We start from the raw sequence: 26,352 nt of genomic DNA, 5'->3' as shown, positions 1-26,352 counted from the left end.
CCCACTATTCGGCCACATACTATCGGCCGACCTGCATGTTCACCCAATTCGCCGGATGGCTACTCCGATGCGGCGAGCTCCCCGGTCAGGGTGGCCACCAGGACGGCTTTGATCGTGTGCATCCGGTTCTCCGCCTCGTCGAAGACGATCGAGTGGTCCGACTCGAAGACCTCGTCGGTGACTTCGAGTTCGGTCAGGCCGTGACTCTCGTGGATCTCGCGGCCGACCTTGGTACCCAGGTCGTGGAATGCGGGAAGGCAGTGCAGGAACTTCACTTCCGCGTTGCCGGTGGCGCGCAGCACATCCATCGTCACGGCGTACGGGCCGAGCACCTTGATGCGCTCGTCCCAGATCTCCTTGGGCTCGCCCATCGAGACCCAGACGTCGGTGGCGACGAAGTCCGCGCCCCGGACGCCCTCGGCGATGTCCTCGGTGAGGGTGATCCGGGCACCGCTGACCTCGGCGGCCGCGCGGGCCTCGGTGACGATCTCCTCGGCCGGCCAGTAGGACCTGGGCGCGACGATCCGTACGTCCATGCCGAGCAGCGCACCGGTGACCAGGTAGGAGTTGCCCATGTTGAAGCGGGCGTCGCCGAGGTACGCGAAGGTGATCCGGTCGAGCGGCTTGTCGCTGTGCTCGGTCATGGTGAGCACGTCGGCGAGCATCTGGGTGGGGTGCCAGGCATCAGTGAGGCCGTTGTAGACCGGGACCCCGGCGAACGCGGCGAGCTCCTCGACCATTGCCTGGCCATCGCCGCGGTACTCGATGGCGTCGAACAGCCGGCCGAGCACCCGGGCAGTGTCCTTGGCGGACTCCTTGCTGCCGATGTGTGAGCCGGCCGGGTCGATGTAGGTCGTCGACGCGCCCTGGTCCGCGGCCGCGACCTCGAAGGAACAGCGCGTACGGGTGGACGACTTCTCGAAGATCAGCGCGATGTTCTTGCCGCGCAGCCGCTGGACCTCGGCGCCCGCTCGCTTGGCGGCCTTGAGATCGGCGGCCAGATCGATCAGACCGCGGAACTCCTCGGCGGTGAAGTCCAGCTCCTTGAGGAGGTGGCGGCCTTCGAGTTGTATCGCCATGGTGGCTGCTCCTGGATCGCGACTGCGGTAACCCTGGAAGTCTATACGAAGCTCCGCATCGCTATACAGTGGGTGAGGGATGGGGTGAGGGATGCCCGGAGGGGCGGCTATGCGGCGTCGCGTTCGACCGGACAGCTCATACAGCGGGGGCCGCCCCGGCCCCTGCCCAGTTCGCTGCCGCGGATCTCGATCACCTCGATGCCCCGTTTGCGCAGGTGGGTGTTTGTGGTGACGTTGCGCTCGTACGCGACCACGACGCCCGGCTCGACGGCGAGGACATTGCAGCCGTCGTCCCACTGCTCGCGCTCGGCCGAGTGCACGTCCTGGGTCGCGGTGAGGACCCGGATCTCCTTGAGCCCCAGGGCGGCGGCGATGGCGCTGTGCATCTGCTCAGGCGGATGATCGGTGACCTTGAGCGCCTGAGGGCCCTCGGCCGGTTCGATGGTGTACGAGCGCAGCATGCCGAGCCCCGCGTACTGGGTGAAGGTGTCGCGGTCGACCATCGTCATGACGGTGTCGAGATGCATGAAGGCCCGCCGCTTGGGCATGTCCAGCGCCACGATGGTCCGGGCGGAACCGGCGGCGAAGAGTCCGCGGGCCAGCATCTCCACGGCCTGCGGCGTGGTGCGCTCGCTCATCCCGATCAGCACCGCGCCGTTGCCGATGACCAGGACGTCCCCGCCCTCGATGGTGGAGGGATGGTCGTCCTGCCCCTCCGACCAGTGGTGGAACGCGCCGGCCTTGGGGCCCGTGAAGAGCGGGTGGTGCTTGTAGATCGCCTCGAAGTGGACGGTCTCGCGCTGCCGGGCCGGCCAGCGCATCGCGTCGATGGAGACGCCGTCGTAGATCCAGGCGGAGGTGTCGCGGGTGAAGAGATGGTTCGGCAGGGGCGCGAGGAGGAAGTCGTCCAGATCCATCACGTGGAAGCGGACGGACGTCGGCTCGGGATGGCCCGCGAGGAACTCCCGCTTGGTCATCCCGCCGACCAGTGCCTCGACCAGTTCCGGCGTGGGCAGCTCGTCGAACACGGCTCTGAGGTGATCGGTGGCGAGCGGTCCGTACTCCTTCTCGACGAAGACCCGGTCCAGGACGAGCTTCCTGGCCTCCGGGATCTCCAGCGACTCACGGAGCAGCTCGCCGAAGAGGTGCACCTCGACCCCGCGGTCGCGCAGCACGTCCGCGAACCCGTCGTGCTCCTGCCGGGCGCGGCGCACCCACAGCACATCGTCGAAGAGCAGTGCGTCCTTGTTGCGGGGCGTGAGCCGCTTCAGCTCCAGATCGGGGCGGTGCAGGATGACCTGGCGCAGCCGCCCGGTCTCGGAGTCGACGTGGAATCCCATGCTTCCATCCTCACCGCGTGGGCGGCCGTTCACCCGGCGAGCCACGCACCAGCTTCCGTCACCTGATGTGCTGCCGCAGGGCAGCCTGTCGCACCTCGCAGGCCAGTGCCATGTGCGGCGCCTCGGTGGCCGACTGTAGGGCGGCGGGCTCGGAAAGCTCCGGAAGGTGCGCGCCCACCAGGCTGAGCAGCGTCTGCCGTACAGACCCCGGGGCGGTGGTGCCGGTGCCGGCCCGCCACGACACATGGGTGTTGCGCTGCCCGTACGGATCGGGCCACACCTGCCCCGTATCAGCGCGGCCGGCACGGGAAGAGATCGTGTCATCCACTGCTCGACGCGGGTGCGTGCCTCGGCGGCATGGTCGCCGATCCGCTCCGCCGGCGCCGTCAGCTCCTGGACCGGCGGCTCGCCCTTGAGCGCGGGCGGCAGCTTCGTCAGCTCGCGTCCCGCCGCATTGCGGCAGCGCAGCACCGGCTTCGGCTCGGCGTACGCGTCGAGCGTCGGCTCGTACTCCCCGACGGCCGTCCGGGCTGTGGTCGAACTCATCGTGCTCTCCGCCGCGTTCCCCGCCCCAGGCGCGCTTCTCAGGCGAGTGATCAACGCCTGCGGGGAGGCACTGACAGTGCCTCCCCGTACGGCCTGCGGCAGGGTCACAGCCGGGGGTCGACCGGCTCCGACTCCAGGGCCAGCACCGCGAAGACCGCTTCGTGGATCCGCCACAGCGGCTCACCGGCGGCCAGCCGGTCCAGGGCCTCCAGACCCAGCGCGTACTCGCGCAGAGCCAGCGAGCGCTTGTGGTTCAGGAACCGGTTGCGCAGGCGCTCCAGGTTCTCCGGACGCGTGTACTCGGGGCCGTAGATGATCCGCAGATACTCGCGTCCGCGGACCTTGATGCCCGGCTGCACGAGCCGGCCCTTCCCGTCCCGGGCGAGCGCCTGGAGCGGCTTGACGACCATGCCCTCGCCGCCCCGGCCGGTCATCTCCAGCCACCAGTCGACACCTGCCTGGACCGAGGCTTCGTCGCCGGTCTCCACGACGAGACGCCGGGTGACCTGGAGCAGGCCCGTGGCGTCGTGCTCCACCAGCCGGTCCAGCCAGGCCAGTTGCTCGTCGTGCGGTACCGCGGCGAGCGCGCGGCCCTGCACAGCGAGGATCTGGAACGGCGCAAGACGCACCCCCTCCAGCCCGTCGGTCGTCCAGCAGTAGCGCCGGTACGCCTCGGTGAACGCGGCCGCGTCGGCGGAGCGCTCCCGCTGCTTGGCCAGCAGTCCGTCCACCGGCACGCCGCGCCCGACGGCGGCCTCGAGGGCGGCCGTGGCACCCGGCAGGACAGCTCCGGAGGCGGCACCCACCGCCGCGTACTGCGAGCGCAGCAGCCCGGACGCCTTGAGCGACCAGGGCATCAGCTCGGCGTCGAGCAGCAGCCAGTCCGTGTCGAGTTCGTCCCAGAGACCGGCCTCGGTGACGGCTGTGCGCAGCCGGTCGAGGATCTCCTCGGTGACGGTCTCGTCGTCGAAGAAGGGACGTCCGGTGCGGGTGTGCAGCGCACCCGTCGGTCCCTCGACCCCGAACCGCTCGCGTGCGGCGTCGGCGTCACGGCAGACCAGCGCCACCGCCCGCGAACCCATGTGCTTCTCCTCGCACACGACCTTCGCCACACCGTCCGCCCGGTACTGCGCGAACGCCTCGGCCGGGTGCTCCAGATAGCCGTCCTCCTTCGAGGTCGCCGTCGGCGACATCGTCGGCGGCAGGTAGGCGAGCAGCCGCGGGTCGACCGCGAAGCGGCTCATGACTTCGAGCGCCGCCGCGGCATTCTCCTCGCGCACGCCGATACGGGCCATGTGCCCGGTCTCCACCACCCGTCGGCCCTGCACGTCCGCGAGGTCCAGCGGACGGCCTTCGTGGCCGCCCGGAACCTCGGTGGTCAGCGGCTTGGCCGGCTCGTACCAGACCTTCTCGGCCGGTACGTCGACGAGTTCGCGCTCCGGCCAGCGCAGCGCGGTCATCCTGCCGCCGAAGACCGCTCCGGTGTCCAGGCAGATCGTGTTGTTGATCCATGAGGTGTTGGGCACGGGCGTGTGGCCGTAGACCACAGCCGCCCGTCCTCGGTAGTCCTCTGCCCACGGGTAGCGCACGGGCAGGCCGAACTCATCGGTCTCGCCGGTCGTGTCGCCGTACAGAGCGTGCGAACGGACCCGGCCGGAGGTGCGGCCGTGGTACTTCTCGGGCAGACCGGCGTGGCAGACGACCAGGTTCCCCCCGTCAAGGACGTAGTGGCTGACCAGTCCGTCGATGAATTCCCGCACCTGTTCGCGGAAGGAGTCGTCCTCCTTCTCCAACTGCTCGATGGTCTCGGCCAGTCCGTGCGAGTGCTGGACGTTCCTGCCCTTGAGCCAGCGCCCGAGCTTGTTCTCGTGGTTTCCCGGGACGCACAGGGCGTTGCCGTCGGCGACCATGCTCATCACCCGGCGCAGCACGCCGGGGCTGTCGGGTCCCCGGTCGACGAGGTCGCCGACGAAGACCGCCGTACGCCCCTCGGGGTGGACGCCGTCGACGTAACCGAGCTTGGCGAGCAGCGTCTCCAGCTCGGAGCGGCAGCCGTGGATGTCACCGATGATGTCGAAGGGGCCGGTGAGGTGGGTGAGGTCGTTGTAGCGGCGCTCGAGAACGATCTGGGCGTTCTCGACCTCCTCCACGGTGCGCAGGATGTGCACCTTGCGGAAGCCCTCGCGCTCCAGTCCGCGCAGTGAGCGGCGCAGTTCGCGCCGGTGGCGCTGGATGACGTGGCGGGGCATCCCGGCCCGTTCGGCGCGTGCGCTGTTGCGTTCGGCACACACCTCTTCCGGCAGGTCGAGGACGATCGCGATCGGCAGCACGTCGTACTCTCGCGCCAGCTGCACGAGCTGCCGGCGGCTCTCCTGCTGCACGCTGGTGGCATCGACGACGGTCAGCCGCCCGGCGGCGAGCCGCTTGCCCGCGATGTAGTGCAGTACGTCGAAGGCGTCGCCGCTCGCGCTCTGGTCGTTCTCGTCGTCGGCGACGAGGCCGCGGCAGAAGTCCGAGGAGATGACCTCGGTGGGCTTGAAGTGCTTGCGGGCGAAGGTGGACTTGCCCGATCCGGTGGCGCCGATGAGGACCACGAGGGACAGGTCGGTGACCGGGAGCCTGCGCCCTGCGGTGGTGGTGCTGCTGGTGTCAGTGGTACTGGTCATGCGGCCTTCGCCTCCTTCTCGGTCTGCTCGGTCTGCCTGGTTTCGTCGGTCCGTGTGAACACCGCCATCTGGGTCGGCGGCCCCACCTCCGGGTCGTCCGGCCCGACGGGCACGAAGTCAACGCCGTACCCGTGCCGTTCCGCCACGGACCCGGCCCATGAACGGAACTCCTCGCGAGTCCATTCGAAGCGGTGGTCGCCGTGGCGCACATGCCCGGCTGGCAGGGTCTCCCAGCGGACGTTGTACTCGACGTTCGGCGTCGTCACGATCACGGTCTGCGGGCGGGCCGACCCGAACACCGCGTACTCCAGCGCGGGCAGCCTCGGCAGATCGAGGTGCTCGATGACCTCGCTCAGCACGGCGGCGTCATATCCCCCGAGCCGCTTGTCGGTGTATGTGAGCGAACCCTGCATCAGCTTGACCCGTGCGGCCTGCCGCTCGCCCATCCGGTCCAGCTTCAGCCGGCGGCCGGCGATGGTGAGCGCCCGTACGGACACATCGACACCCACGACCTCGGTGAAGCGCACATCCTTGAGCAGCGCCTGAACCAACTGGCCCTGACCGCAGCCCAGGTCGAGCACCCGGCTCGCCCCGGTGGTGCGCAGCGCATCGAGGATCGCGTCCCTGCGCTGCTCCGCGAGCGGTACGGGCTTCTCTTCCGTGTCCGTGGTCTCGTCCACGGCGTTGTTCACGTCCTCGACCTCGAGGTCGTCGGCCTCGGCCAGCCGCACCAGTTCGAGGCGCTCCATCGCCTGCCGGGTCAGACCCCAGCGGCGCGACAGATAGCGGCTGGTGATCAGCTTCTGCTCGGGGTGCTCGGCCAGCCAGCCCTCACCCGCCCGCAGCAGCTTGTCCACCTCGTCGGGCGCGACCCAGTAGTGCTTGGCGTCGTCGAGCACCGGCAACAGGATGTACAACTGCCGCAGCGCGTCGGCGAGCCGCAGCTCCCCTTCGAGCACCAGCTGTACGTAGCGTGAGTCGCCCCACTCGGGGAACTGCTCGTCCAGCGCCACGGGCTGCGCCTCGACCGATGTCCAGCCCAGCGGCCCGAAGAGCTTCCGGACCAGCTCGGCACCACCGCGGGCGGGCAGCGCGGGCACCTCGATGCGCAGCGGCAGAGGAGCCTCGACACGCTCGGGCAGCGCGGCGCACACACCTCGCAGGGCGCTCTTGAAGACCGTGCTCAGCGCGACGGCCAGCAGCGACGACGCGGCGTACGGCCGGTCGTTGACGTACTGCGCGAGCGCCGAATCGGGCGCACCACCACGGCCCTTGCCCTTGCCGCGACGCACCAGCGCCACCGGATCCACCTCCAGCAGCAGCGCGGCCGTGCAGCGCTCGGCGGATGCCTCGGGGTAGAAGACATGCGCCGTGCCGTGCGAGGTGGAGAACGTCTGCGCCTTGTCGGGATGCTTGTGCAGCAGGAAGCCGAGATCGGTGGCGGGACGTTCGGGGGTACCGGTGGTACTGATCGTCAGGAACACGCGTCCGAGTATGGCCGCATTCACACACTCTGACCAGGAGATTTCGTCACGGCCCGGAATCCGTTGGACGTCACCCTCAGCTCATCGACCGTGATCGTACCCGGGCCCGTGCCATCAATCCGTGCCATCAATCCGTGCCCGCAATCCGTATCCGTCAGGCCGTGCCCGTCCACCGCGTGAGTTCGGCGATCTCGCGCGGCCCGACCCGGCAGCAGCCGCCGACCAGCCGCGCCCCGGCCGCAAGCCAGTCCCGCACCCTGGCCGGGTCATACGTCGCCCGGCCCCGCCACTCCCGCGCGGCGTCGTCCCATCGCTCCCCACTGTTCGGATAGACCACCACGGGCTTGCCCGTCACTGCCGCCGCGAGCTCCACGGCCCTGTCCGCGTCACCCGGCTCGCAGCAGTTCACCCCCACGGCGATCACCTCGTCCCGTCCGGCGGCGAGGGCGAAGGCCTGAGCCAGCTCCTGGCCGGCCCGGGTCCGCTCGCCGGTGATGCTGTACGAGAGCCAGACAGGCACCCCGCACCCCTCGGCCGCCCGCAGCAGCGCTTCCGCCTCGTCCATGTCCGGCACCGTCTCCAGTGCGAGCGCATCGGGGCCCGCCGCCGCCAGCGCCTCGATCCTCGGCCGGTGGAAGCGCTCCAGCTCCCGCACGGACAGTCCGTACCGGCCCCGGTACTCGCTGCCGTCCGCGAGCATCGCGCCGTACGGCCCGACCGAGGCCGCCACCCATACCTCCCACTCGGCCGACGCGCCCGCGCTGCGCGCCAGTTCCACACTGCGGGCCAGCAGTCCCGCGGCCTCCTCCCGCTCGACTCCCCGCCGCGCGAACCCCTCGAACGTGGCTTGGTAGCTAGCCGTGATGAGCACCTGTGCGCCCGCCCGCACATACGCCGAGTGCGCCGCTTCGATCTGCTGCGGATCGTCGGCGAGCAGCCGTGCCGACCAGAGAGCGCCGGACAGATCACAGCCTTGCGCCCGAAGTTGGTTGGACAGGCCCCCGTCGAGGACCAAGGGCCCTTCGGCAGTGGCGGCGGCGAGTGTACGGTCGGGCGTCATCAGCACTTCCGATGCGGATCAGCCGAGCTGGCTCTGGACCTGGGCGGAGATCAGCTCCAGATGGTCGAGGTCGGCGAGGTCCAGAACCTGAAGGTAGATCCGGGAGGCGCCGATCACGGAGTACTGCCCGATCCTGTCGACCACCTCGGCGGGCGAGCCCGCCAGCCCGTTCGCCTTCAGCTCGTCCACCTCCCGTCCAATGGCGGCCGCGCGGCGTGCCACCTCTGCGTCGTCCTTGCCCACGCACACGACCAGGGCGTTGGAGTACACCAGGTCGTTCGGCCCTCGCCCGGCCGCCTCGGCGGCGGCGCGGACCCGGCCGAACTGCCGCTCGCTGTCCTCGATCGAGGCGAACGGAATGTTGAACTCGTCGGCGTACTGCGCGGCAAGCCGGGGGGTGCGGACTGCCCCGTGCCCGCCGATCAGCACCGGTACCTTCCGCTGGGCCGGCTTGGGCAGCGCGGGCGAGTCGACCAGCTGGTAGTGCTTGCCCACGTACGAGAACGTCTTGCCGACATCCGTGCCCCACAGCCCGGTGACGATCGCCAGTTGCTCCTCCAGCCGCGCGAACTTCTCCTGGGGAAACGGGATGCCGTACGCCCGGTGCTCCTCCTCGAACCAGCCGGCGCCCAGTCCCAGCTCGACCCGGCCCCCCGACATCTGGTCGACCTGCGCGACCTGGATGGCCAGCACGCCCGGCAGCCGGAACGTACCCGCGGTCATCAGCGTGCCGAGGCGGATCCGCTTGGTCTCACGGGCGAGCCCGGCCAGGGTGATCCATGCGTCCGTCGGCCCGGGCAGACCGTCGGCGGAGGAGCCCATGCGCACGTAGTGATCGGAGCGGAAGAAGGCATCGAAGCCCAGGTCCTCGGTGGCCTTGGCAACGGTCAGCAGAGTCTCGTAGCTCGCCCCTTGCTGGGGCTCCGTGAAAATTCGAAGATCCATGCATCCATCCTGCACCTTCGAAATGCGGTCAACCTCAACGGAACGACGTCGGCGGCCCCAGTCCCCCGGAGGACCACAGCCCAGCGGCACCTGATGCTTTCCTGACCGTATGAGGTCATCAGGGCCCCGCCGCCGAGTCCACAGCCTCCACCGAGCCGGACTCTGCGTCGCAATCGGACGCGGCGTCGCAATCGGACGCGGCGTAGCAGTCGGACCCTGCGTAGCAGTCGGAGTGGCAGTCGGAGGAGCTCCGCAACTCCGGCGCACGCACCAGCTCGACCGGACCCGCTCTGCCCCGGATCTCGCCGGGCGGTCTCTCCGAATCCCGCACCGCGAGCCGGCGCAGCATTCCACGCACCCGATCGCTCGACTCGTCGGCGGCGTCTATGGCCTCGATGCACTGCCAGTACAACCCCTCCTCATCGGTGGCGCACGCGACCCCGACCAGGGCGATGCCCACATCTCCCAGCAGCACGTTCAGCTTCGTCAACGTACGCCGGGCATCCGCCACCTCGGACAGTTGCGCGGCCCGGACCCCGCCACTGCGCACCGTCGGGTGGTCGAGCACTCCGCACCCTCGTCCTCCGATCTCGCTGAGTCCGCGCGCCTCGCCTCTCAGCTCCGGCGGCCCGCACACAGCCAGCCGGCTTCCGATCGCCTGCGCGAGGGCCTGGGCCTGCCATGCCTCCGCCACGATGTCCGGCACCTCCCGGCTCTGCGCCAGGGCGTGCCCACTGGCCCCGATGAGTCGCTCCGCGTCCATGTACGCCGCCCCCGTTCGTACGACTTACTGCCCACCAGTTCATTACCCAGAGTGAAGGCGCTTGAGCCGGAAAGCCAGGGGAATTCGGAAATCTGTGGACACCAATACCGTTGTGGATAACTCCATCACTGCACAGAGTGACGAAGGGAGAGTGAAGGAAGATCGAAGACCGGCCGGAGACCTGCCGGAGACGATCCCTGGCACGGACCTGGACGGGAGCGGAGACGGCCGGAGAGTCGATCCGGAGTCCTGGACGCGGGATCGACTCTTCACTTCGGCGGGAAGCGGACCTCGTTCCTGTCGATCTTCTCGGAGAGCGCCGCGAGCACATCGATGCCCAGCACCTCGCAGAACTGCAGCAGATACGCCAGCACATCCGCGACCTCGTCCCGCACCCGGTGCGCCGACGCCTCCTCCTCCATCACCCGCGCCGACTGCTCGGGCGTCAACCACTGGAAAATCTCGACCAGTTCGGATGCCTCGACGCTCAGCGCCACCGCCAGGTTCTTCGGGATGTGGTACGGCTGCCACTCGCGCGCCGCCGCGAACTCGGCCAGCCTGCGCTGCAACCCCGCCACATCCAGTCCGTCTTCTCTCGTCACGGCACCAGGTCTACCACCGTCACACCGTCCACCCCACGCGCATACGACGCATCGGCCACCGCCCCCACCAGCCGGATGTGCCCCCGCGCGCACATCTCCGCGCCCAGCGCGACCAGTTCGCGGGCCTGCCACGGATCCAGGCAGCGGTCGAAGCCGTCCGCGAGAACGGTGAGCGACTGGTACACCGAAGGCACCTCGGCCGCCTGGTCCATGGCCAGCACTCCCGGCCCGGTCAGCAGCACCAGCGCGAGCCCCAGATATCTCAACTCGCCCTCCCCGAGCCGCCCCACGGGGGTCGCACCGCGCCCGCCGCCCCGGCCCAGCAACGCCCGTACCCTGCCGTCGTCGAGCTCCTCGACGGCCAGGTCCGCCACCTCTCCCGCGCATCCCACGCGCGCCGCGGCCGCCAGTCGCGCATGCCGCTTCGCGCACTGGCTCCGTGTGCGGTGCAGTACCTCCGCCAGGTTGTCGCAGCCGCGCCACAGCCGCCCCTCGCCCGCCACCACCGGCTCGCGCATCCGCTGCGGCTGCGGATCGCAGGCGAAGACCGACCGCAGCGCCACCACCACCTGCTCCGCGGCCGCCAGCACCTGCAACTGCCCCTGGGTCTTGCCGGCCACCCGCAACGGCAACAGGGCCGTGCCGAGCCGGTCGTCCGGCAGCGGAGCGCGAGTGACCGCCGCGGCCCCGGCGGTGTACCAGGCGGCCTGCACGGACGAGCGCCCCGGATCGCGCAGCGCGGTGGTCAGCAAGGTCCGCCCGCCGCTGGTCAACCGCTCGCCCACCACACGTAATGCGGGTTCCGCCTGCACGGCAAGGTCGAGCTCCACAGGTCCGGCCGGGCCGTCGACGGTGCAGCCGATCCTGAATCCCTTCCGTCCCTGCCCGTCCGCCGCCGCCCGCTCCGGCACGCACGCAGCAGGGTCCGGGAAGGCCGCCCCGAGCTCGTCGCCCGCGCCCAGGCGGGCCAGCGCTTCGTACGCCTGCAGCGCGCTCGACTTGCCACTGCCGCTCGCCCCGGCGAAGAGCGTCAGTGGGCCGAGCGGCAAGGTCGCGCCCCGGTGCGATTTGAAGGCGGAGAGCCGCAGTTCGGTGACGGTGGGCCGGGCGTCGTTCGCGCCGGTGGGGCGGGCGTCGATTGCGCCGGTGGGCCGGGTTTTTGCATCCATGGGCGGGACGGTACGCAGCGTGAAACGCGCCGAACCGTTCCGCCTGGGTGACCTTCCTACGAATGGGGGACGGCGGTGGCCGCGATCCCCTCGACCTCCGTGCCGACCGGGGCAAGGAGGAAGACATTACGGTCGACCCGGTGCATGCCGCTGCCGAGCCCGAAGACGACACCACTGCTGAAGTCCAGGATGCGCTTGGCGACGTCGGTCTCGGCGCTCGTCAGGTCCAGCAGCACCGGGATCTGTGCGACGAGGTACTCGGCGACCTCGCGCGCGTCGGCGAAGACCTGCACCCGCAGTACGACGAAGCGACGCTGCTCGGCGGAGGCGTACTCCCGCGGGATGGTGTGGTGGTCGACCCGCGACGGCCACTCGTTGCGGCCTCGCAGGGGGACGACCTGGGCCAACCCCTCCCACTGCTCGTCGGTGACGTCGTACCTCTCGTACCTACTCATGTGCACCATCCTCGCGCTCCTCACCCGTTCGGCCCAACAGCGACACGGGCAAGTCGGTCACGGATCGGGGCGGCCTTCCCGTTGTAGCAGCACAGGACGGCGCCAACCGAGGCCCGTGCCGCCCGACTCACCAGGCGCGCGCCTCGCGCAGCAGACGGTCGCGGACCAGGGCCAGGTGCGGACTGTCCGCGGCGCCCGGGCGCTCGACGAGATAGGCGGTGTTGATGGGCGGATCGTCGGGCGTGAGCAGTGTCACCAGCGCGCCCGCGGCGAGCTCGTCCTGGCAGAGATAGCGCGGCAGCACAGAGATCCCGGCCCCCGCGGTCACCGCCGAGAGCACCCCCCGCAGGTCGGGGACGGTGACGGCGGCCTGTCCCGTCAGCCGGGTGCCGAAAACATGGCGCCAGTAACGGCGAGCGATGGGCAGGTCCTCCGCGTATGTCACCAGCGGTACGCCGCGCAGCCCGGACGGGCCCTCGGCCGCGACCCGCTCCGGGCCGATCCGCTCGGCCCATCCCGGCGCGGCGACCAGCACGAACTCCTCGTCCGCCAGCGGCACGGCGGTGAGGGTGCGGCCGCGCGGGCGGACGGTGGAGATCACCAGGTCGTAGTGGCCGGCGCGCAGTCCGTCCAGGAGGTCGTCGGTGAGGCCGGTGTCCACTCGGAGCCGTACCCCCTGCTCGACCAGGGGCGCGAGTGAAGGCAGGGCGCGTACGCAGAGCAGCTCGGCCGGACCCGCGAGATGGACGGGATCGGCAGGAGCCCTCTCGCCGAGGTGTCCGCGCTCGGCAACGGCGGCGAGGGTGTCCAGGGGGCCGGCGATCTGGGCTGCGAGGCCGTCGGCGAAAGGGGTGGCGGCGACTCCGCGCGGCAGCCGCTCGAACAGCTCACGGCCCAACTGCCGCTCCAGGGAACGGATCTGGGTGGTGACGGTGGGCTGCGACAGGGAGAGCAGCCGGGCGGCCGCGGTGAAGGAACCGGCCCGGTGCACGGCGAGGAAGGTCCGCAGCAGGGTCAGATCGAGCGGACCGTTCGAGGCGGCCTCCTGTATTGCCCTCGACCGCATTCCCCTCGATCCATTGGATTCCCTATGGCTCATGGTGGCGAGCCTATTGGATTCCAATGGACAGGGCCATCTACGTTCGGGACGGACGACAGAGGACAGAGGACATCGGCGAGATGACGCTCTGCGTACGTAGCGCCGGGGCGTCGTCACACGGTGAGACCACACGGAGAGATGTGAGATGGCGAAGATCCTGTTCGTAATGACCGGCGCGGACCACTGGACGCTGGCCGACGGCACGCAGCACCCCAGCGGCTTCTGGGCGGAGGAGGCCGTGGCCCCCTACCGTGCCTTCGCCGGGGCGGGCCACGAGGTCGTCGTCGCCACCCCCGGCGGTGTGGTGCCGACCGTGGACCGGGGCAGTCTGACGCCCGAGGTGAACGGCGGCGAGGAGGGAGCCGCCTCGATGGCCGCCGGCCTGAGCGCGATGACCGAGCTGGAACACCCGGTCGAGCTGGAGAAGGCCGACCTCGCCGACTATGCCGCGGTCTACTACCCCGGCGGCCACGGCCCCATGGAGGACCTGGCCGTCAACGCGGAATCCGGCGCCCTCATCACCGCCGCGCTGGACTCCGGCAAGCCGCTCGGCGTGGTCTGCCACGGCCCGGCCGCGATGCTCGCCGCCAGGCGTGCGGACGGTTCCTCCCCGTTCGCCGGGTACAGGCTGACCGGTTTCACCAACGCCGAGGAGACCCAGGCAGGCTTTGCCGACAAGGCGAAGTGGCTGCTCCAGAACCGCCTCGTGGAGCTCGGCGCCGATTTCCAGGAGGGCGAGCCGTGGGCCCCCAACACCGCCGTGGACCGCAATCTGTTCACCGGCCAGAACCCGGCGTCGTCCGCCCCGCTCGCCGCCGAGATTCTTCGGGCGCTGGGCTGACACCACGCGCTTCACCGGGCTGACGCCCACCCGCTCCACCTGAGCTGACGCCCACCGCTCCAGGACCGGTCCGCCAGGTCGCCTTCACCTGGACCGGCTTCCGGCCGGACCGCGGAGCAGCACGGCGGCCTGCGTTCCAGCACGGCGGGGCGCGGAGCAGCACGCCGGACCGCGTTCCAGCACGGCGGGGCGCGGAGCAGCTCAGTCAACTGCTCCGCGCCCCTCCACAGCAGCCGCGGGCCCCTCAGCCCCGGCGCCGAACCCGGGCCCCTCAGCCCCGGTCGTAGGTGTGGAACCCGCGGCCGGCCTTGCGGCCGAGCAGCCCCGCCTCGACCATCCGCTGGAGCAGCGGCGGCGGGGCGTACAGGGGTTCCTTGAACTCGTCGTACAGCGATTCCGCGATGGAGGCAACGGTGTCCAGGCCGATCAGGTCGGCGAGCTTGAGCGGGCCCATCGGGTGAGCGCAGCCCAGTTCCATGCCGGCGTCCACGTCGGCGGCGGTGGCGAATCCCGACTCGGCCATACGGATCGCCGACAGGAGATACGGGATCAGCAGGGCGTTGACGACGAAGCCGGCCCGGTCCTGGGAGCGGATTGGTGTCTTGCCGAGGGTGTCCCGGGCGAACTCCTCGACGGCTGTGACGGTCTCCGGCGCGGTGTGCAGGGATGCTACGACCTCCACCAGCGGCAGGACGGGCGCCGGGTTGAAGAAATGCAGTCCCAGGACCCGGTCGGCACGGTGGGTGGCCATGCCCAGGCGCATGACCGGGATGGACGAGGTGTTGGTGGCCAGAATCGCCTCCGGATCCTCGACGACCTTGTCCAGCGAGGCGAAGATTCCGGTCTTCGTGTCCGTGTTCTCGACCACGGCCTCGACGACGAGCTGACGGTCGGCCAGATCGTCGAGGCTGCTCGTGAAGATGATGCGGGCCAGGGCGTCCTCGGCGGCGATACGGTCCAGTTTGCCGCGCCGGACGGCGCGTTCGAGGGAGTCTGCCACCCGCTCCCGGGCCCCGCGGGCCGCCGTGGCGTCCGCCTCGCAGATCACCGTGTGGAGCCCGGCGCGGGCGCAGACCTCGGCGATTCCGGCCCCCATCTGGCCGCCACCGACCACTCCGACCCGTCGGATGGGCGCGCTCATGACCGCACCTCCGGCCGGCGAACGAGGTGGCGGGCGTAGGCGTCGGTGGTGAAGAACTCAGGCAGTGTTCTGGCGAGGGCGGTGCGTTCGAAGATCTCGCGGACCTCCTCGACGCGGGCCCAGGGGAAGTCCCGGCCGAGCGCCGCGATCTCCTCGTCCAGGATCGCGAGGACGCTGTCGCGGTCGACGGCGCCGTGTCGTAGCCACTGCCAGACTTGACTGCGGGCTATTTCGGCGGTTGCGGCGTCCTCCATGTGGCCGTCCAGGGGGACGGCGCCCTGGCCGCGCAGCCAGGCGTCGAAGTAGCGCAGGGCGAGGGCGATGTTGGAACGGACGCCGTTCAGCGTGGGCGGGCCTGCAGTGCGGCGGACGGCCAGGAGGTCGTCGGCGCCGACGCTGACGTCTTCGCGCGTGCGGTCGAGCTGGTGGGGCCGGCCGCCGAGGACGCCGTTGAAGATGTCGCGGCAGAGGGGGACGAGTGCCGGGTGGGCCACCCAGGTGCCGTCGAAGCCGTCCTCCGCCTCACGTTCCTTGTCGAGCCGGACCCTGGCGAGTGAGGATTCCTGTGCCGTGGCGTCCTGGACGGGCACGTGTGCGGCCATGCCGCCGATGGCGTGGGCGCCGCGCTTGTGGCAGGTGCGGACGAGCAGTTCGGTGTAGGCCCGCAGGAACGGGGCGGTCATGGTGACCCGGTCCCGGTCGGGAAGGGTGAAGTCGGGGCGGTGGGCGAAGTTCTTGATCAGGCTGAAGAGGTAGTCCCAGCGGCCCGCGTTGAGTCCTGCGCTGTGTTCGCGCAGTTCGAAGAGGATCTCCTCCATCTCCAGGGCCGCGGTGACGGTCTCGATGAGGACGGTCGCGCGGATGGTGCCGCGCGGGATGTCCAGGAGCTCCTGTGCAAGGACGAACACGTCGTTCCACAGGCGGGCTTCGTCGCGGTGCTCCAGCTTGGGGAGGTAGAAGTACGGCCCGTGGCCCGCGTCGATCTGCCGCTGGGCGCAGTGGAAGAAGTACAGGCCGAAGTCGACGAGGGACGCGGACAGCGGACGGTCGTCGATCACCAGGTGCTTCTCGGTGAGGTGCCAGCCGCGGGGGCGGACCATGATAGTGGCGAGTTCGCCGCCGCGCTGCTGTTCCTCGCCGTCGGGCGCGGTGAAGTCGATGCGCCGCTCGACGGCATCCAGCAGGGTCAGCTGACCGCCGATGATGTTGTCCCAGGTGGGGGAGGTGGCGTCCTCGAAGTCGGCCATCCACACCTGGGCGCCGGAGTTGAGCGCGTCGACCGCAGTCCACCGGTCCGGCGGTCCGGTGATCTCCACCCGGCGGTCGGTCAGGCCCGGGGCGGGCGGGGCGACCCGCCAGTCGGGGTCGTTACGGGTGCCCGTGGTGGCGCGGGAGAAGTCGAGCGGGAAGCCGGAAGTGAGTCGGCCCGCCAGCCGCCGCCGCTCGGCGAACAGCTCGAAGCGACGGCCGACGAAGGCGGCGTCGAGGCGGGCGATGAAGTCCAGCGCCTCGGGTGTGAGGATCTCGTCGAAGCGGTCGCCGGGTGCGCCGAGGACCTGGATACGACCGGTCAGTGCGGTGGTGGACATGAGGAACTCCTCAGCGGAAGCGGTGAGGGCCGGGCGGGGACGGTCGTCCGGCCACCACCTGGACACGGGTTCGCTTGACGTGCGGGTGAGGCGCCTCGCGTCGAGGCCGGAGGAGCTGCCGGTCCCGGCCGCGGACGGGACCGGCACGGGTGGGGCCTAGTGGAACTGTTCTTCCTCGGTGGAGCCGGTCAGCGCGGTGGTCGAGGAGGCCGGGTTGACGGCCGTGGACACCAGGTCGAAGTAGCCGGTGCCCACCTCACGCTGGTGCTTCACGGCGGTGAAGCCCTGCGCCTGCGCGGCGAACTCGCGCTCCTGCAGGTCGACATAGGCGGTCATGCCGTGATCGGCGTAGCCGCGGGCCAGGTCGAACATGCCGTGGTTGAGGGAGTGGAAGCCCGCCAGGGTGATGAACTGGAAGCGGTAGCCCATCGCGCCCAGCTCCCGCTGGAACTTCGCGATCTGGTCGTCGTCCAGCGCCGCACGCCAGTTGAAGGACGGCGAGCAGTTGTAGGCGAGCATCTGGTCGGGGTGCTCGGCGTGGATGGCCTCGGCGAACTCCCTGGCCTGGGCGAGATCCGGGGTGCCGGTCTCGACCCAGATGAGGTCGGCGTACGGGGCGTAGGCGAGTCCACGGGCGATGACCGGCGCCATGCCGTTGCGGACCCGGTAGAAGCCCTCGGCGGTGCGCTCGCCGGTGACGAACTGCGCGTCGCGCTCATCCACGTCACTGGTCAGCAGGTTCGCGGCAAGCGCGTCGGTGCGGGCCACGATCAGCGTCGGCACATCGGCGATGTCGGCGGCGAGGCGGGCTGCGTTGAGGGTACGGATGTGCTGGGCGGTGGGCACCAGGACCTTGCCGCCGAGGTGGCCGCACTTCTTCTCGGAAGCCAGCTGGTCCTCGTAGTGGATACCCGCCGCGCCCGCGGCGATCATCGCCTTGGTCAGCTCGAAGGCGTTGAGCGGACCGCCGAAGCCCGCCTCGGCGTCGGCGACGATCGGCGCCAGCCAGTCCGTGGTGTCCGCGCCACCCTCGGCCGTGGCGATCTGGTCGGCTCGCAGCAGCGCGTTGTTGATCCGACGGACCACCTGCGGCACCGAGTTCACCGGATAGAGGCTCTGGTCCGGGTAGGTGTGACCGGCCTGGTTCGCGTCGGCGGCGACCTGCCAGCCGGACAGATAGATGGCCTGCAGCCCGGCCTTGACCTGCTGCACGGCCTGGCCGCCGGTGAGCGCACCCAGCGCATGGATGTAGTCCTTTTCGTGCAGCTGCCGCCACAGCCGCTCGGCGCCGCGCCGGGCCAGCGTGTGCTCCTCACGGACACTGCCCGACAGCCGCACGACCTCCTGCGCACTGTAGGTGCGCTCAATGCCCGACCAGCGCGGGTCCGTCGCCCACCGCTGTGCCAGCTCCTCGGCCGTCGCCGTCGTCGTCCCTGCCTGCGCCATGACCGTCTCCCGGGTCGCGTGAAATCACATGGTTCTTGTGAAGTGTGCGTAAGGCATGTCACTGAGTGACGTGCTCTTGGTGCGGCCCGCCGCCCCGCCGGGTGTGTGAAGCGGTGAGCAATGCGCCCGGTCGCCGGGCCGAAAGCCGAGATGTACGACGTCAGGGCTTGAAATCGCGCTCGGTGTCCGACTCGGTCGCCGGATCCGGCGGGCCGCACTCAGACTCTGGCAGCGGCACTCAGTGCCATCAAGCATGGCTGTCTGCCAACTTCTGCGAATCTTTACTGGTCATTTTGCCAAGGTTGCAAAGATCCACAGGGTGCCTCAAGCTCTTACGCTGTGGGCGGCGGAAGGGGCCGGGATGAGCAAGACCTACGCGGGAGCGCGTCTGAGGCGGCTACGGGAGGAACGGCGGCTCAGCCAGGCAGAGCTGGCGCGCATGCTGGCGATCTCGCCCAGCTACCTCAACCAGATGGAGCACGACTCGCGGCCCCTGACCGTGCCGGTGCTCCTGCGACTGACCGAGGCATTCGGTGTCGACCCGGGCTTCTTCTCGGAGCGTGACACCAGCAGGCTCCTGGCCGACCTGCGGGAAGTCCTTGCCGACCAGGTCGCCGCGGCCGCGGTGTCCCCGTCCGACCTCGCGGAACTGGCATCGCGCATGCCGGCCGTGGCTGCGGTCCTGCTCGAGCTCGGGCGGCGCAGCCACGCCCTGACCGAGCGGCTGGCCGAAGCGGCCGACGGCCGCAGCAACGAGGACCCGGCCCTGCCGCGCTCCCCGCACGAGGAGATTCGCGAGTTCTTCTACCGGCGGCAGAACTACCTCCACGACACCGACCTCGCCGCCGAGGAACTGGCCCGTGCCATCGGCGTCCGCCCCGGTGAGGTGGTGCAGGCGCTCTCCGGGCGGCTTGCCGAACGGCACGGTGTACGCCTGGCCGGCGACTCCGACCGGCTGCATCACTTCGACCCCGTCGCCCGGGTCCTGCATCTGTCCAACCGGCTGCGCCCCGGCCAACAGGCCTTCCGCATGGCCACCCAGCTTGCTCTGCTCGAGTTCGGCGACCAGCTGTCCGCGCTCGCGTCGGAGGACTACGAGGAGGGCACCGCGACCTGGTCCCTCGCCCGGATCGGCATCGCCAACTACTTCGCCGCCGCGCTGATCCTCCCGTACAGCGCATTCCACAGCGCCGCCGAGGAGGTCCGCTACGACATCGAACGGCTCACCGATCGCTTCGGCCTCGGCTACGAGACCGTCTGTCATCGCCTCAGCACCCTCCAGCGCCCGCGACTGCGCGGCGTCCCCTTCTCCTTCGTACGAGTCGACCGCGCGGGCAATATGTCCAAGCGCCAGTCCGCCACCGGCTTCCACTTCTCCCGTGCCGGCGGCACCTGCCCCCTCTGGAACGTCTACGAGGCATTCGCCGCCCCCGGTCGCATCCACGTTCAGATCGCGGCCATGCCGGACGGACAGCGCTACCTGTGGACTGCCCGTGCCGTGACCCGGCACCGCGGCGGCTGGGGCGAGCCCGGCAAGACGTTCGCCATCGGCCTCGGCTGTGAGGTCCGCCATGCCTCCCGGCTCGTCTACTCCGACGGCCTCGACCTCGACAACTCCGCCGCAGCCACCCCGATCGGCATGGGCTGCCGGATCTGTGAACGCCTCGACTGCCCGCAACGCGCCGTGCCGCCTCTTGGCCGACCGCTCACGATCGACGAGAACAGCAGCACCTTCGTGCCGTATCCCGTCGAGGACCTGCGCCTGCGCCCTCGGCAGCCCCCGGTCACGTAGCCGGTCCGCATCCGGGATGCGGACCGATGACCGCCGTCAGGCCGGGTGGATCGCGCCGGCTACCAGGGAGGCGGTCACCGGGTGGGACGGGGACGTGAATATCCGCGGGGTGGGGCCCGATTCGACAGCGCAGCCAGCGGACAGGACGAGGAGGCTGTCGGTACGGCTTGCGATGAGGCGGAGGTCGTGGCTGATCAGGACCAGCGCGAGGCCCCTGCTGTCCCGCAGTTCTTCCAGCAGGTCCATGATCGCCCCGGCGGTTCTGTCGTCCAGGGCGGAGGTCACCTCGTCGCAGACCAGCACGTCGGGGTCGGCCGCCAGTGCTCGGGCTATGGAAGCGCGCTGGCGCTGGCCGCCCGAGAGTTCGTGGGGGTAGCGGTGCGCGAAGTTGGCGGGGAGCCCGACGTGCTCCAGGAGTTCCAGGACGCGGGCAGGTGACTGCTCGCGTCCGGCGCGCCGGTGCAACTGCAGGGGGCGGCCGATCGTCGCGCCGACCGTACGGCTCGGGTTGAGGGTGCCCAGCGGGTCCTGCGGTACGAGTTGGAGCCTTCGCCGCTGATCACGCGTGCGGCCGTGCGCGGCGGGGGCGAGGCGTACGCCGTCGAGGGTCACCGTGCCGCCGGTGGGACGGTGGAGTCCCACGACGGCGCGCACCAGAGTCGTCTTGCCCGAGCCGGAGGCGCCGACGATGCCGGTGCTGGATCCGGCGGCAACGGCCAGGTCGATGTCGTGGACGACGGGTATGCGGCGGCCACGTTGTACGAAAGCGGCGTGCAGGCCGGACACGGAGAGCGTCTCCCTGCCCTGAGGGAGCGGCCGGCCGACGGTGCGTGCAGGGGCCGGTGGTGTGGCCACGCCCCGGGACAGGTCCACGACGTCGTCCGCCAGCCGGGCGACCAGATCCGCGTCGTGGCACGACAGTGCGACAGCGAGCCGGTGACTGGCCGCCAGGTGCCGCAGGAGTTCGGCGATCTCGTCCCGCAGCGCCGGGTCGAGGCCGGCGGTGGGTTCGTCGAGGAGCAGTACGGCCGGATGGCGGGCCAGTGCCCTGGCCAGCGCCACGCGGCGCTGCTGGCCTCCGGAGAGCTCTCCGGTACGGCGCCCCATGAAACCGTCGTCCGTGGGGAGCTGGACCTCGGCGAGGAGGGCGCGCAGTGCCTCGGGGCTGCGGTCCACGGCGACTTCGCCGAGGAGGCGGCGTACCTTCATCCGGGGGTTGAGGCCGGAGCCGGGGTCCTGTCCCAGGTAGGCGAGGCGGCGACGAAGGGCGCGCAGGTCGGGTGCGCCCAGTGCCAGCACGTCCTGGCCGAGGACCTCCACACGCCCGGCCGTGCGCCGGGCCGCCGGGGGCAGAACGCCGGCCACGGCCCGTAGCAGCGTGGTCTTGCCACAGCCGGAAGGGCCGGTGAGCGCGGTGATGAGGCCGGGGCGGACCTCCAGACTGCCGCCGTCCAGAAGGAGGCGGCCGTCGGGTGCGGCGACGGTCAAGTCCTCGACGGTCACCGCCGCTTCGGAGGCGAGGACCTGGCCCTCGGGGTACCACTGGGGCAGGTGGTTCACAGCGCGGCCACCGCTTTCCGGCCGGCCTGCGGGACAAGTGCCGAGGCCGCCATGTTGACGCTCATGGCCAGGAGGCCGATGGCGATGCTGGGGGCCAGCACGGCCCAGGGATTGAGGACGATCCCACCGGCGTTCTCACGGATCATCAGCGCCCAGTCGGCGGCGGGTGGCTGGGGGCCGACCTGCAGGAAGCCTGCTGTGGCGACGAGGTACACGGCGGCGACGAAGCGCAGCCCGAAGAGCGCGAGCAGGGTGGCGCGCAGGTTGGGCAGGACCTCGCGTACGACGAGATGCCACAGCCGTTCGCCGCCGACCGCCGCCGCCTCGATGTAGCCGGTGGCCGCGACGGGCGCCGCCGCCCCGGCGACGAGCCGTACGGCATAGGGCACACCCATGACGACGGCGGCGGCGATCACGGCGAAGCGGCCGCCGCCCGGCCAGGACAGGGCGATGAGGAGGATGCCGAGCACGGCGGGCAGCAGCATGAGGACATCCGCCGAGCGTTCGACGATCCGCCCGACGGCCGGGCGCAGTGCGCCGACCGCGCCGAGCAGGGCCGCCGCCGCGGTGACGAGGACGGCTACGAGGAGGGATGTGCCGATGAGTTCACGTCCGCCGGCGAGGAGGCGGGTGAGCACGTCCCGGCCGAGCTCGTCGCCACCGAGGGGTGCCTCGCCGCCCGGTTCGGCGTACGGAGCGGTGACCGGGACGTCGATGGCGTGCGGGGCGAGCCACGGCCCGGCGACGGCGACGGCGATGAGCAGGAGGGCGGGAAGGGTGCGCAGCACGACGCCACGGCGGGCGCGCCGCCGTACGGCCTGTTTCAGGGCGGTCACAGCGGTCATATGCGGCCTCCGGAGGCCCAGGTCCTTACGAGATCGGCGAGCAGGAGCACGCCGGTGATGACGGCCCCGGTGACGGCGACGACCCCCGCGATGACCGGGCTGTCCCGGTCGGTGACGGCCCCTGCCAGCACCGAGCCGATGCCGGGGTAGTTGAAGATGGTCTCCACCACCACAGCTCCGCCCAGCAGCATGCCGGTCGAGGTGGCGATGCCCGCCGCGATGGTGGGCATCGCCCCCGGCAGCAGATGGTGGGTGAGGATGCGGTGGCGGGGCAGCCCGTCGATCACCGCGGTCTCCACGTGCGGTGCCGTGGCCTCGTCGGCGAGGGCCGCGCGCACGATGCGGGTGTTCCAGCCGATCTGCGGGATCGACAGGGCCAGTACCGGCAGGACGAGCATCTGCCAGGAGGCGGGCGAGCCGTCGGCGTCGGTGAGGGTGACGGCGGGCAGCCAGTCGGTCCACAGCGCGAAGACCAGGACGAGGGCGACCGCGACGACGAATTCGGGCAGCGCGAGGATGCCGGTGGCCGTGGCCGAGACGGCTCGGTCGGCCTTGCCGCCGGGCTTGAGCGCCGCCCAGCAGCCCAGTGCGAGCGAGACGCCGAGTGTCGCCAACAGGGCGAGTCCGCCGAGGAGGAGGGTGTTGGGGAAGGGGCGGGACAGCAGCTCCGCGACGGACTCGCCGCGGGCGGAGGTGCCGAGATCGCCGGTGGGCAGGCCCGTCATCCAGTCGGTGAAACGGGTGAGGACCGGGCGGTCGAGACCGAGGAGCTCGCGGCGCTGCGCGAGATCGGCCGCGCTCTCGCCGCGTTCCGATGTGGCGTTGGCCGCGTCTCCGGGCAGCAGTTCGACGGCGGCGAAGACGGTGGCGAGCAGTACGGCGAGCAGCAGTGCCCGGCGGGCGAGCAGGCCGCCCAGCCGGAGCACCCAGGACAGCACGGGCCGGGCCGGCCGGAGGTCTTCGCCTCCGGCCGGCCCGGTCCCGGGCCGCGTCGCCGTACCGCTCAGCGAGCCAGCCATGCCCGCTCGAGCTGTACGCGTCCGTAGCCGGGCAGGGTGGGCAGGCCGCGCACCGGGGCGGCGGCCAGGTCGATACCGTCGGCCACCCCCCACAACAGGTAGCCGGACGCGTCGTGTTCGAGCTGTTGCAGTTCTCGCAGCACCTTGGCGCGGGCGGCGGCGTCCTTGGTGCCGACGGTCTTGCGGTATGCCGCGTCGAACGCGGTGTTCTTCCAGCCGGCCTCGTTCTGTGCGGACTCGGAGACCATCGTCTTGGAGGCCAGGAACAGCACGGAGTCGTTGGTGCCCCAGTACGTGGTGTAGAGGTCACCCTTGAGCCAGGTCCTGTCCCAGAACGTGGCGGACTCCTGCTTGACCACCTCGATCTTCACCCCGGCTTCGCGTACCTGGGTGGCGAACAGGGTCGCGGACTCGGCCAGTCCGGAGATGTCCTCGGTGGTCACCAGCTTGTACGTCCTGGAGACGTCGAAACCTGCCTCCTCCAGCAGCGACTTGGCCCTGGCCAGGTCGCGGGTGCGCTGCGGGATGTCCTTGGCGTAGGCGGGGTCGCCGGTGCCCAGGATGTCGTTGCCGACAGTGCCGTACCCGGACAGGACCTGCTTGACCATGGCCTCGCGGTCCACGGCCAGCCGCAGCGCCTCGCGCACCTTCGGGTCCGCGAACGGGCCACCGGCAGTGCGCATGACGATCGGCATGGCCATGTCGTTGGGGCGGCGGACGACCTGGATGTCCTCACGCTTCTCGGCCGTACGGGCCGCGACCGCACCGACGTTGGAGGCCACGTCGATCTGCCCGGCGAGCAGGGCGTTGGACATCGCCTGCGGGGATTCGAAGATCTTGACCTCGATGGCGTCGAGCAGGACCTCGCCGCCGTGCCAGTTCTCGTTGCGTACGAGCCGGGCGTTGCCGGAGCGGAACCAGTCCAGCGTGAACGGGCCGGTGCCAGGGGCCTTGTCGATCTCGCTGTCCTTGGTGTCCTTCTTGAGTACGAAGGTCGTCAGACGGGTGAGCACGGGCAGTTCGGCGTTGGCGTAGTCGGACACCATGACGACGGTGCCGGTGCCTTCGGCCTTGATGTTCTCGGCCTTGATGCCGGGCAGGCGGGAGGCGCCGGAGGGAGTGCCGCGCAGCCGGCGCAGCGACCAGACGGCGTCCTCGGCGGTGACCGGAGTACCGTCGTGGAACTTCGCACCCTCGGCGATGGTGAAGCGCCACGTCTTGAGGTCGTCGGAGGCCTTCCAACCGGAGGCCAGGCGAGGGGCGGTGTTCGTCTTGGCGCCCGGGGTGGTGAGGGTGTCGTGGACGAGCGAGATGATGAGGTAGTCGCTCTCGTTGGCCTGTGTGGCGTGCGGGTCCCTGGTGACGGCCGAGGCGCGGCCGAGTGCACCGACCCTGAGCGTGCCGCCCTTCCTGGGCTTGGCGCCGGCGGCGGCCTTGGCAGAGGTGTCACCGCCCCCCGAGCAGGCGGCAAGCAACGCTGACGCGCCAATTGCCCCGCCGGCCCACAGCACTTGGCGCCTGTTGATGTCCACGTACGTCCTCGATCCACGTCAGAGTAACCAGGGGCTTAGGGTTGCCTACCCTAATGATAATAATTCCCACAAGCCAGCGCTCTACTGGTTGAACGTATGACCGAATGACGCAGGGGCATATCACGCGGACGGCCAACTACCCAGTGGACACCCTGACTTGACGGCGCGGCAGATGCATTCCATGGCTAAGAGTAAGGTTTGCCTTGCCTAATCAAGCTTGCTAGCGTTCACACGTTCGTTCGGTGACCACAGACCAACACCGCCCCTGCAAGCGCCCGTTCAGCCTGCCCGTCACGGATCCGCAGCTCTGATCGCGGTGACGGCAGGTGCCAGCAGTCCCACTTCCCCCATGCCATCCGACGGAAACGGATCACTTCGCCATGAGCACGGCAGCCGCACCTGTCCGCCAGCTCGACGCCCGCACCGCGGGCGAACTCCGCCGGGCCGCGGAGAAAGTACTGTCCGAATTCAGCACGTCCGCCACGTCTCCCCAGCTCCTCGAGCGGGTGGCGCAGACGGCCGGCGAGTTCAGTGACGCCTTACGCCACCACTGCCGCCCCGTCGACACCGCCGACGGCCTGTTCGTCCTGCGGGGCCTCGACGTCGACGACGAAGCCGTCGGCCCCACGCCTTCGGGCTGGGCGAGCGCCGGTGACAGCGGGGCGGTCCACGACATCACCCTGCTCCTGCTTGCCAGCGTGATGGGCAATCCCATCGCCTGGGAGGGGCAGCAGGACGGCCGGTTCGTCCACAACATCGTTCCCTCGCCCGGCCACGAGACCGCGCAGACCGGCGCCAGCAGCACGGTGCTCCTCAGCCCGCACACCGAGGACGCCTTCCACCCCGGCCGCGCGCACCTGCTGATGCTCGGCTGCATGCGCAATCACGACAACATCGCCACCACCGCGGCAAGCGTCCGCAGAACCCGCCTCGCGGACGAGGACATCGACATCCTGACGCGGCCCGCGCTGCCGATCCTCCCCGACGACGCCTACGCCGCGGCGCAGGACTATGCCGAGGAAGCACCTCCCGCCGTGCCCACCCTGTTCGCGACCGACGAGGGCATGACCCTGCGCTTCGACCCGGCGTACACACCGGTGGAGGACGCCGACGAGACCTACCAGGCTGCCTACCGGCGCCTGGAGGCCGAACTCGCCCGCGTATCCGTCGCGGTCAGCCTCACCCCTGGCGAGGTCCTCGTCGTCGACAACGACCTCGTCGTCCACGGCCGGGTGCCGTTCCAGGCCCGCTACGACGGTACCGACCGGTGGCTCAAGCGAGCCTCTGTCCGCGTCCCCGGGCGAAGCAGTCGCCCCCCGGCCGAAGCCGATGAGCACGGCTACGGTCAGGCCGCCCTCGAAGCGCACGCGAGCTGAACA

At 70.4% G+C, this 26,352-nt stretch carries 21 protein-coding genes and 1 pseudogene; 3 read left to right on the top strand and 19 right to left on the bottom strand.

Features of this window, described 5'->3' with window-relative positions; genetic code table 11:
- Positions 1–59 precede the first annotated feature (59 nt).
- The 12 genes and pseudogenes from argF to OG883_RS08410 all read right to left on the bottom strand — a co-directional run bounded on the left by argF (position 60) and on the right by OG883_RS08410 (position 13,175).
- Positions 60–1,079 carry an ornithine carbamoyltransferase gene (gene argF, locus OG883_RS08465; RefSeq protein WP_266537134.1) on the bottom strand — a complete coding sequence of 340 codons (1,020 nt, stop codon included), beginning with the start codon at positions 1,077–1,079 and terminating at the stop codon, positions 60–62.
- A 107-nt stretch (positions 1,080–1,186) separates the two neighbouring features.
- Positions 1,187–2,419: an arginine deiminase gene (locus OG883_RS08460; protein WP_266537131.1), complete on the bottom strand. Its 1,233-nt coding sequence runs from the start codon at positions 2,417–2,419 to the stop codon at positions 1,187–1,189.
- A 58-nt stretch (positions 2,420–2,477) separates the two neighbouring features.
- Positions 2,478–2,747, bottom strand: a complete 270-nt coding sequence (locus OG883_RS08455) for a hypothetical protein (protein WP_266537128.1) — start codon at positions 2,745–2,747, stop codon at positions 2,478–2,480.
- A 322-nt stretch (positions 2,748–3,069) separates the two neighbouring features.
- Positions 3,070–5,631 (bottom strand): polynucleotide kinase-phosphatase, encoded by a 2,562-nt coding sequence (locus OG883_RS08450; RefSeq protein WP_266537125.1) that lies wholly within the window; start codon positions 5,629–5,631, stop codon positions 3,070–3,072.
- A complete protein-coding gene (locus OG883_RS08445) occupies positions 5,628–7,115 on the bottom strand; it encodes a 3' terminal RNA ribose 2'-O-methyltransferase Hen1 (RefSeq protein ID WP_266537122.1) in 1,488 nt (495 codons plus the stop codon). Before OG883_RS08445 ends, OG883_RS08450 begins: the two co-directional genes overlap by 4 nt.
- Before the next feature lie 154 nt (positions 7,116–7,269).
- The gene (gene mmuM / locus OG883_RS08440) at positions 7,270–8,175 is read right to left on the bottom strand and encodes a homocysteine S-methyltransferase (RefSeq protein WP_266537120.1); all 906 of its coding nucleotides are present in this window, start codon (positions 8,173–8,175) and stop codon (positions 7,270–7,272) included.
- An 18-nt stretch (positions 8,176–8,193) separates the two neighbouring features.
- Positions 8,194–9,120 (bottom strand): LLM class F420-dependent oxidoreductase, encoded by a 927-nt coding sequence (locus tag OG883_RS08435; protein ID WP_266537118.1) that lies wholly within the window; start codon positions 9,118–9,120, stop codon positions 8,194–8,196.
- Positions 9,121–9,433: 313 nt separating this feature from the next.
- Positions 9,434–9,883, bottom strand: a pseudogene (locus OG883_RS08430) (DUF6099 family protein); the annotation flags it as partial.
- A 269-nt stretch (positions 9,884–10,152) separates the two neighbouring features.
- On the bottom strand, positions 10,153–10,485 hold the full coding sequence (locus OG883_RS08425; protein ID WP_266537115.1) for a nucleotide pyrophosphohydrolase: 333 nt from the start codon (positions 10,483–10,485) through the stop codon (positions 10,153–10,155).
- A complete protein-coding gene (locus OG883_RS08420) occupies positions 10,482–11,654 on the bottom strand; it encodes an ATP-binding protein (RefSeq protein WP_266537113.1) in 1,173 nt (390 codons plus the stop codon). The genes OG883_RS08425 and OG883_RS08420 overlap by 4 nt, the downstream gene beginning before the upstream one ends.
- 56 nt (positions 11,655–11,710) lie before the next feature.
- Positions 11,711–12,109 carry a cell division protein SepF gene (locus OG883_RS08415; protein WP_266537111.1) on the bottom strand — a complete coding sequence of 133 codons (399 nt, stop codon included), beginning with the start codon at positions 12,107–12,109 and terminating at the stop codon, positions 11,711–11,713.
- 127 nt (positions 12,110–12,236) lie between these two features.
- Complete coding sequence (locus OG883_RS08410; protein WP_266537104.1) at positions 12,237–13,175, bottom strand: LysR family transcriptional regulator; 939 nt, start codon at positions 13,173–13,175, stop codon at positions 12,237–12,239.
- Between the two features lie 178 nt (positions 13,176–13,353).
- On the opposite strand from OG883_RS08410, the gene OG883_RS08405 reads away from it, so the two are divergent.
- Positions 13,354–14,049, top strand: coding sequence for a type 1 glutamine amidotransferase domain-containing protein (locus OG883_RS08405; protein ID WP_266537101.1), 696 nt, complete (start codon positions 13,354–13,356; stop codon positions 14,047–14,049).
- A 271-nt stretch (positions 14,050–14,320) separates the two neighbouring features.
- On the opposite strand, the gene OG883_RS08400 is transcribed toward OG883_RS08405, so the two are convergent.
- The 3 genes from OG883_RS08400 to aceA all read right to left on the bottom strand — a co-directional run bounded on the left by OG883_RS08400 (position 14,321) and on the right by aceA (position 18,225).
- Positions 14,321–15,190, bottom strand: coding sequence for a 3-hydroxybutyryl-CoA dehydrogenase (locus OG883_RS08400; RefSeq protein ID WP_266537098.1), 870 nt, complete (start codon positions 15,188–15,190; stop codon positions 14,321–14,323).
- Positions 15,187–16,779, bottom strand: a complete 1,593-nt coding sequence (aceB, locus tag OG883_RS08395; protein ID WP_266537095.1) for a malate synthase A — start codon at positions 16,777–16,779, stop codon at positions 15,187–15,189. The genes OG883_RS08400 and aceB overlap by 4 nt, the downstream gene beginning before the upstream one ends.
- A 156-nt stretch (positions 16,780–16,935) precedes the next feature.
- A complete protein-coding gene (gene aceA, locus OG883_RS08390; RefSeq protein WP_266537092.1) occupies positions 16,936–18,225 on the bottom strand; it encodes an isocitrate lyase in 1,290 nt (429 codons plus the stop codon).
- A gap of 361 nt (positions 18,226–18,586) precedes the next feature.
- Here aceA and OG883_RS08385 point away from each other — a divergent pair, with 361 nt between their 5' ends.
- On the top strand, positions 18,587–20,017 hold the full coding sequence (locus OG883_RS08385) for a short-chain fatty acyl-CoA regulator family protein (protein ID WP_266537089.1): 1,431 nt from the start codon (positions 18,587–18,589) through the stop codon (positions 20,015–20,017).
- A 36-nt stretch (positions 20,018–20,053) separates the two neighbouring features.
- Here the strand turns inward: OG883_RS08385 and OG883_RS08380 are convergent, their stop codons facing one another.
- From OG883_RS08380 to OG883_RS08365, 4 genes are read right to left on the bottom strand one after another with little or no spacing between them, the layout of a single operon-like run.
- Positions 20,054–21,577, bottom strand: a complete 1,524-nt coding sequence (locus OG883_RS08380) for an ABC transporter ATP-binding protein (protein WP_266537086.1) — start codon at positions 21,575–21,577, stop codon at positions 20,054–20,056.
- The gene (locus OG883_RS08375) at positions 21,574–22,422 is read right to left on the bottom strand and encodes an ABC transporter permease (protein WP_266537057.1); all 849 of its coding nucleotides are present in this window, start codon (positions 22,420–22,422) and stop codon (positions 21,574–21,576) included. The genes OG883_RS08380 and OG883_RS08375 overlap by 4 nt, the downstream gene beginning before the upstream one ends.
- Positions 22,419–23,441: an ABC transporter permease gene (locus OG883_RS08370; protein ID WP_266537055.1), complete on the bottom strand. Its 1,023-nt coding sequence runs from the start codon at positions 23,439–23,441 to the stop codon at positions 22,419–22,421. Before OG883_RS08370 ends, OG883_RS08375 begins: the two co-directional genes overlap by 4 nt.
- Positions 23,426–24,973 carry an ABC transporter substrate-binding protein gene (locus OG883_RS08365; protein WP_266537053.1) on the bottom strand — a complete coding sequence of 516 codons (1,548 nt, stop codon included), beginning with the start codon at positions 24,971–24,973 and terminating at the stop codon, positions 23,426–23,428. Before OG883_RS08365 ends, OG883_RS08370 begins: the two co-directional genes overlap by 16 nt.
- Before the next feature lie 380 nt (positions 24,974–25,353).
- Between OG883_RS08365 and OG883_RS08360 the strand changes: the two genes are divergently transcribed.
- On the top strand, positions 25,354–26,349 hold the full coding sequence (locus OG883_RS08360; RefSeq protein ID WP_266537051.1) for a TauD/TfdA family dioxygenase: 996 nt from the start codon (positions 25,354–25,356) through the stop codon (positions 26,347–26,349).
- Positions 26,350–26,352: the final 3 nt, after the last annotated feature.

Origin of the sequence: Streptomyces sp. NBC_01142 (genome assembly GCF_026341125.1) — a bacterium.
In the GTDB taxonomy this organism is placed as follows: Bacteria; Actinomycetota; Actinomycetes; order Streptomycetales; family Streptomycetaceae; genus Streptomyces.
The sequence above is the reverse complement of the archived record's forward strand: the minus strand, read 5'-3'. Positions and strand labels throughout refer to the sequence as shown.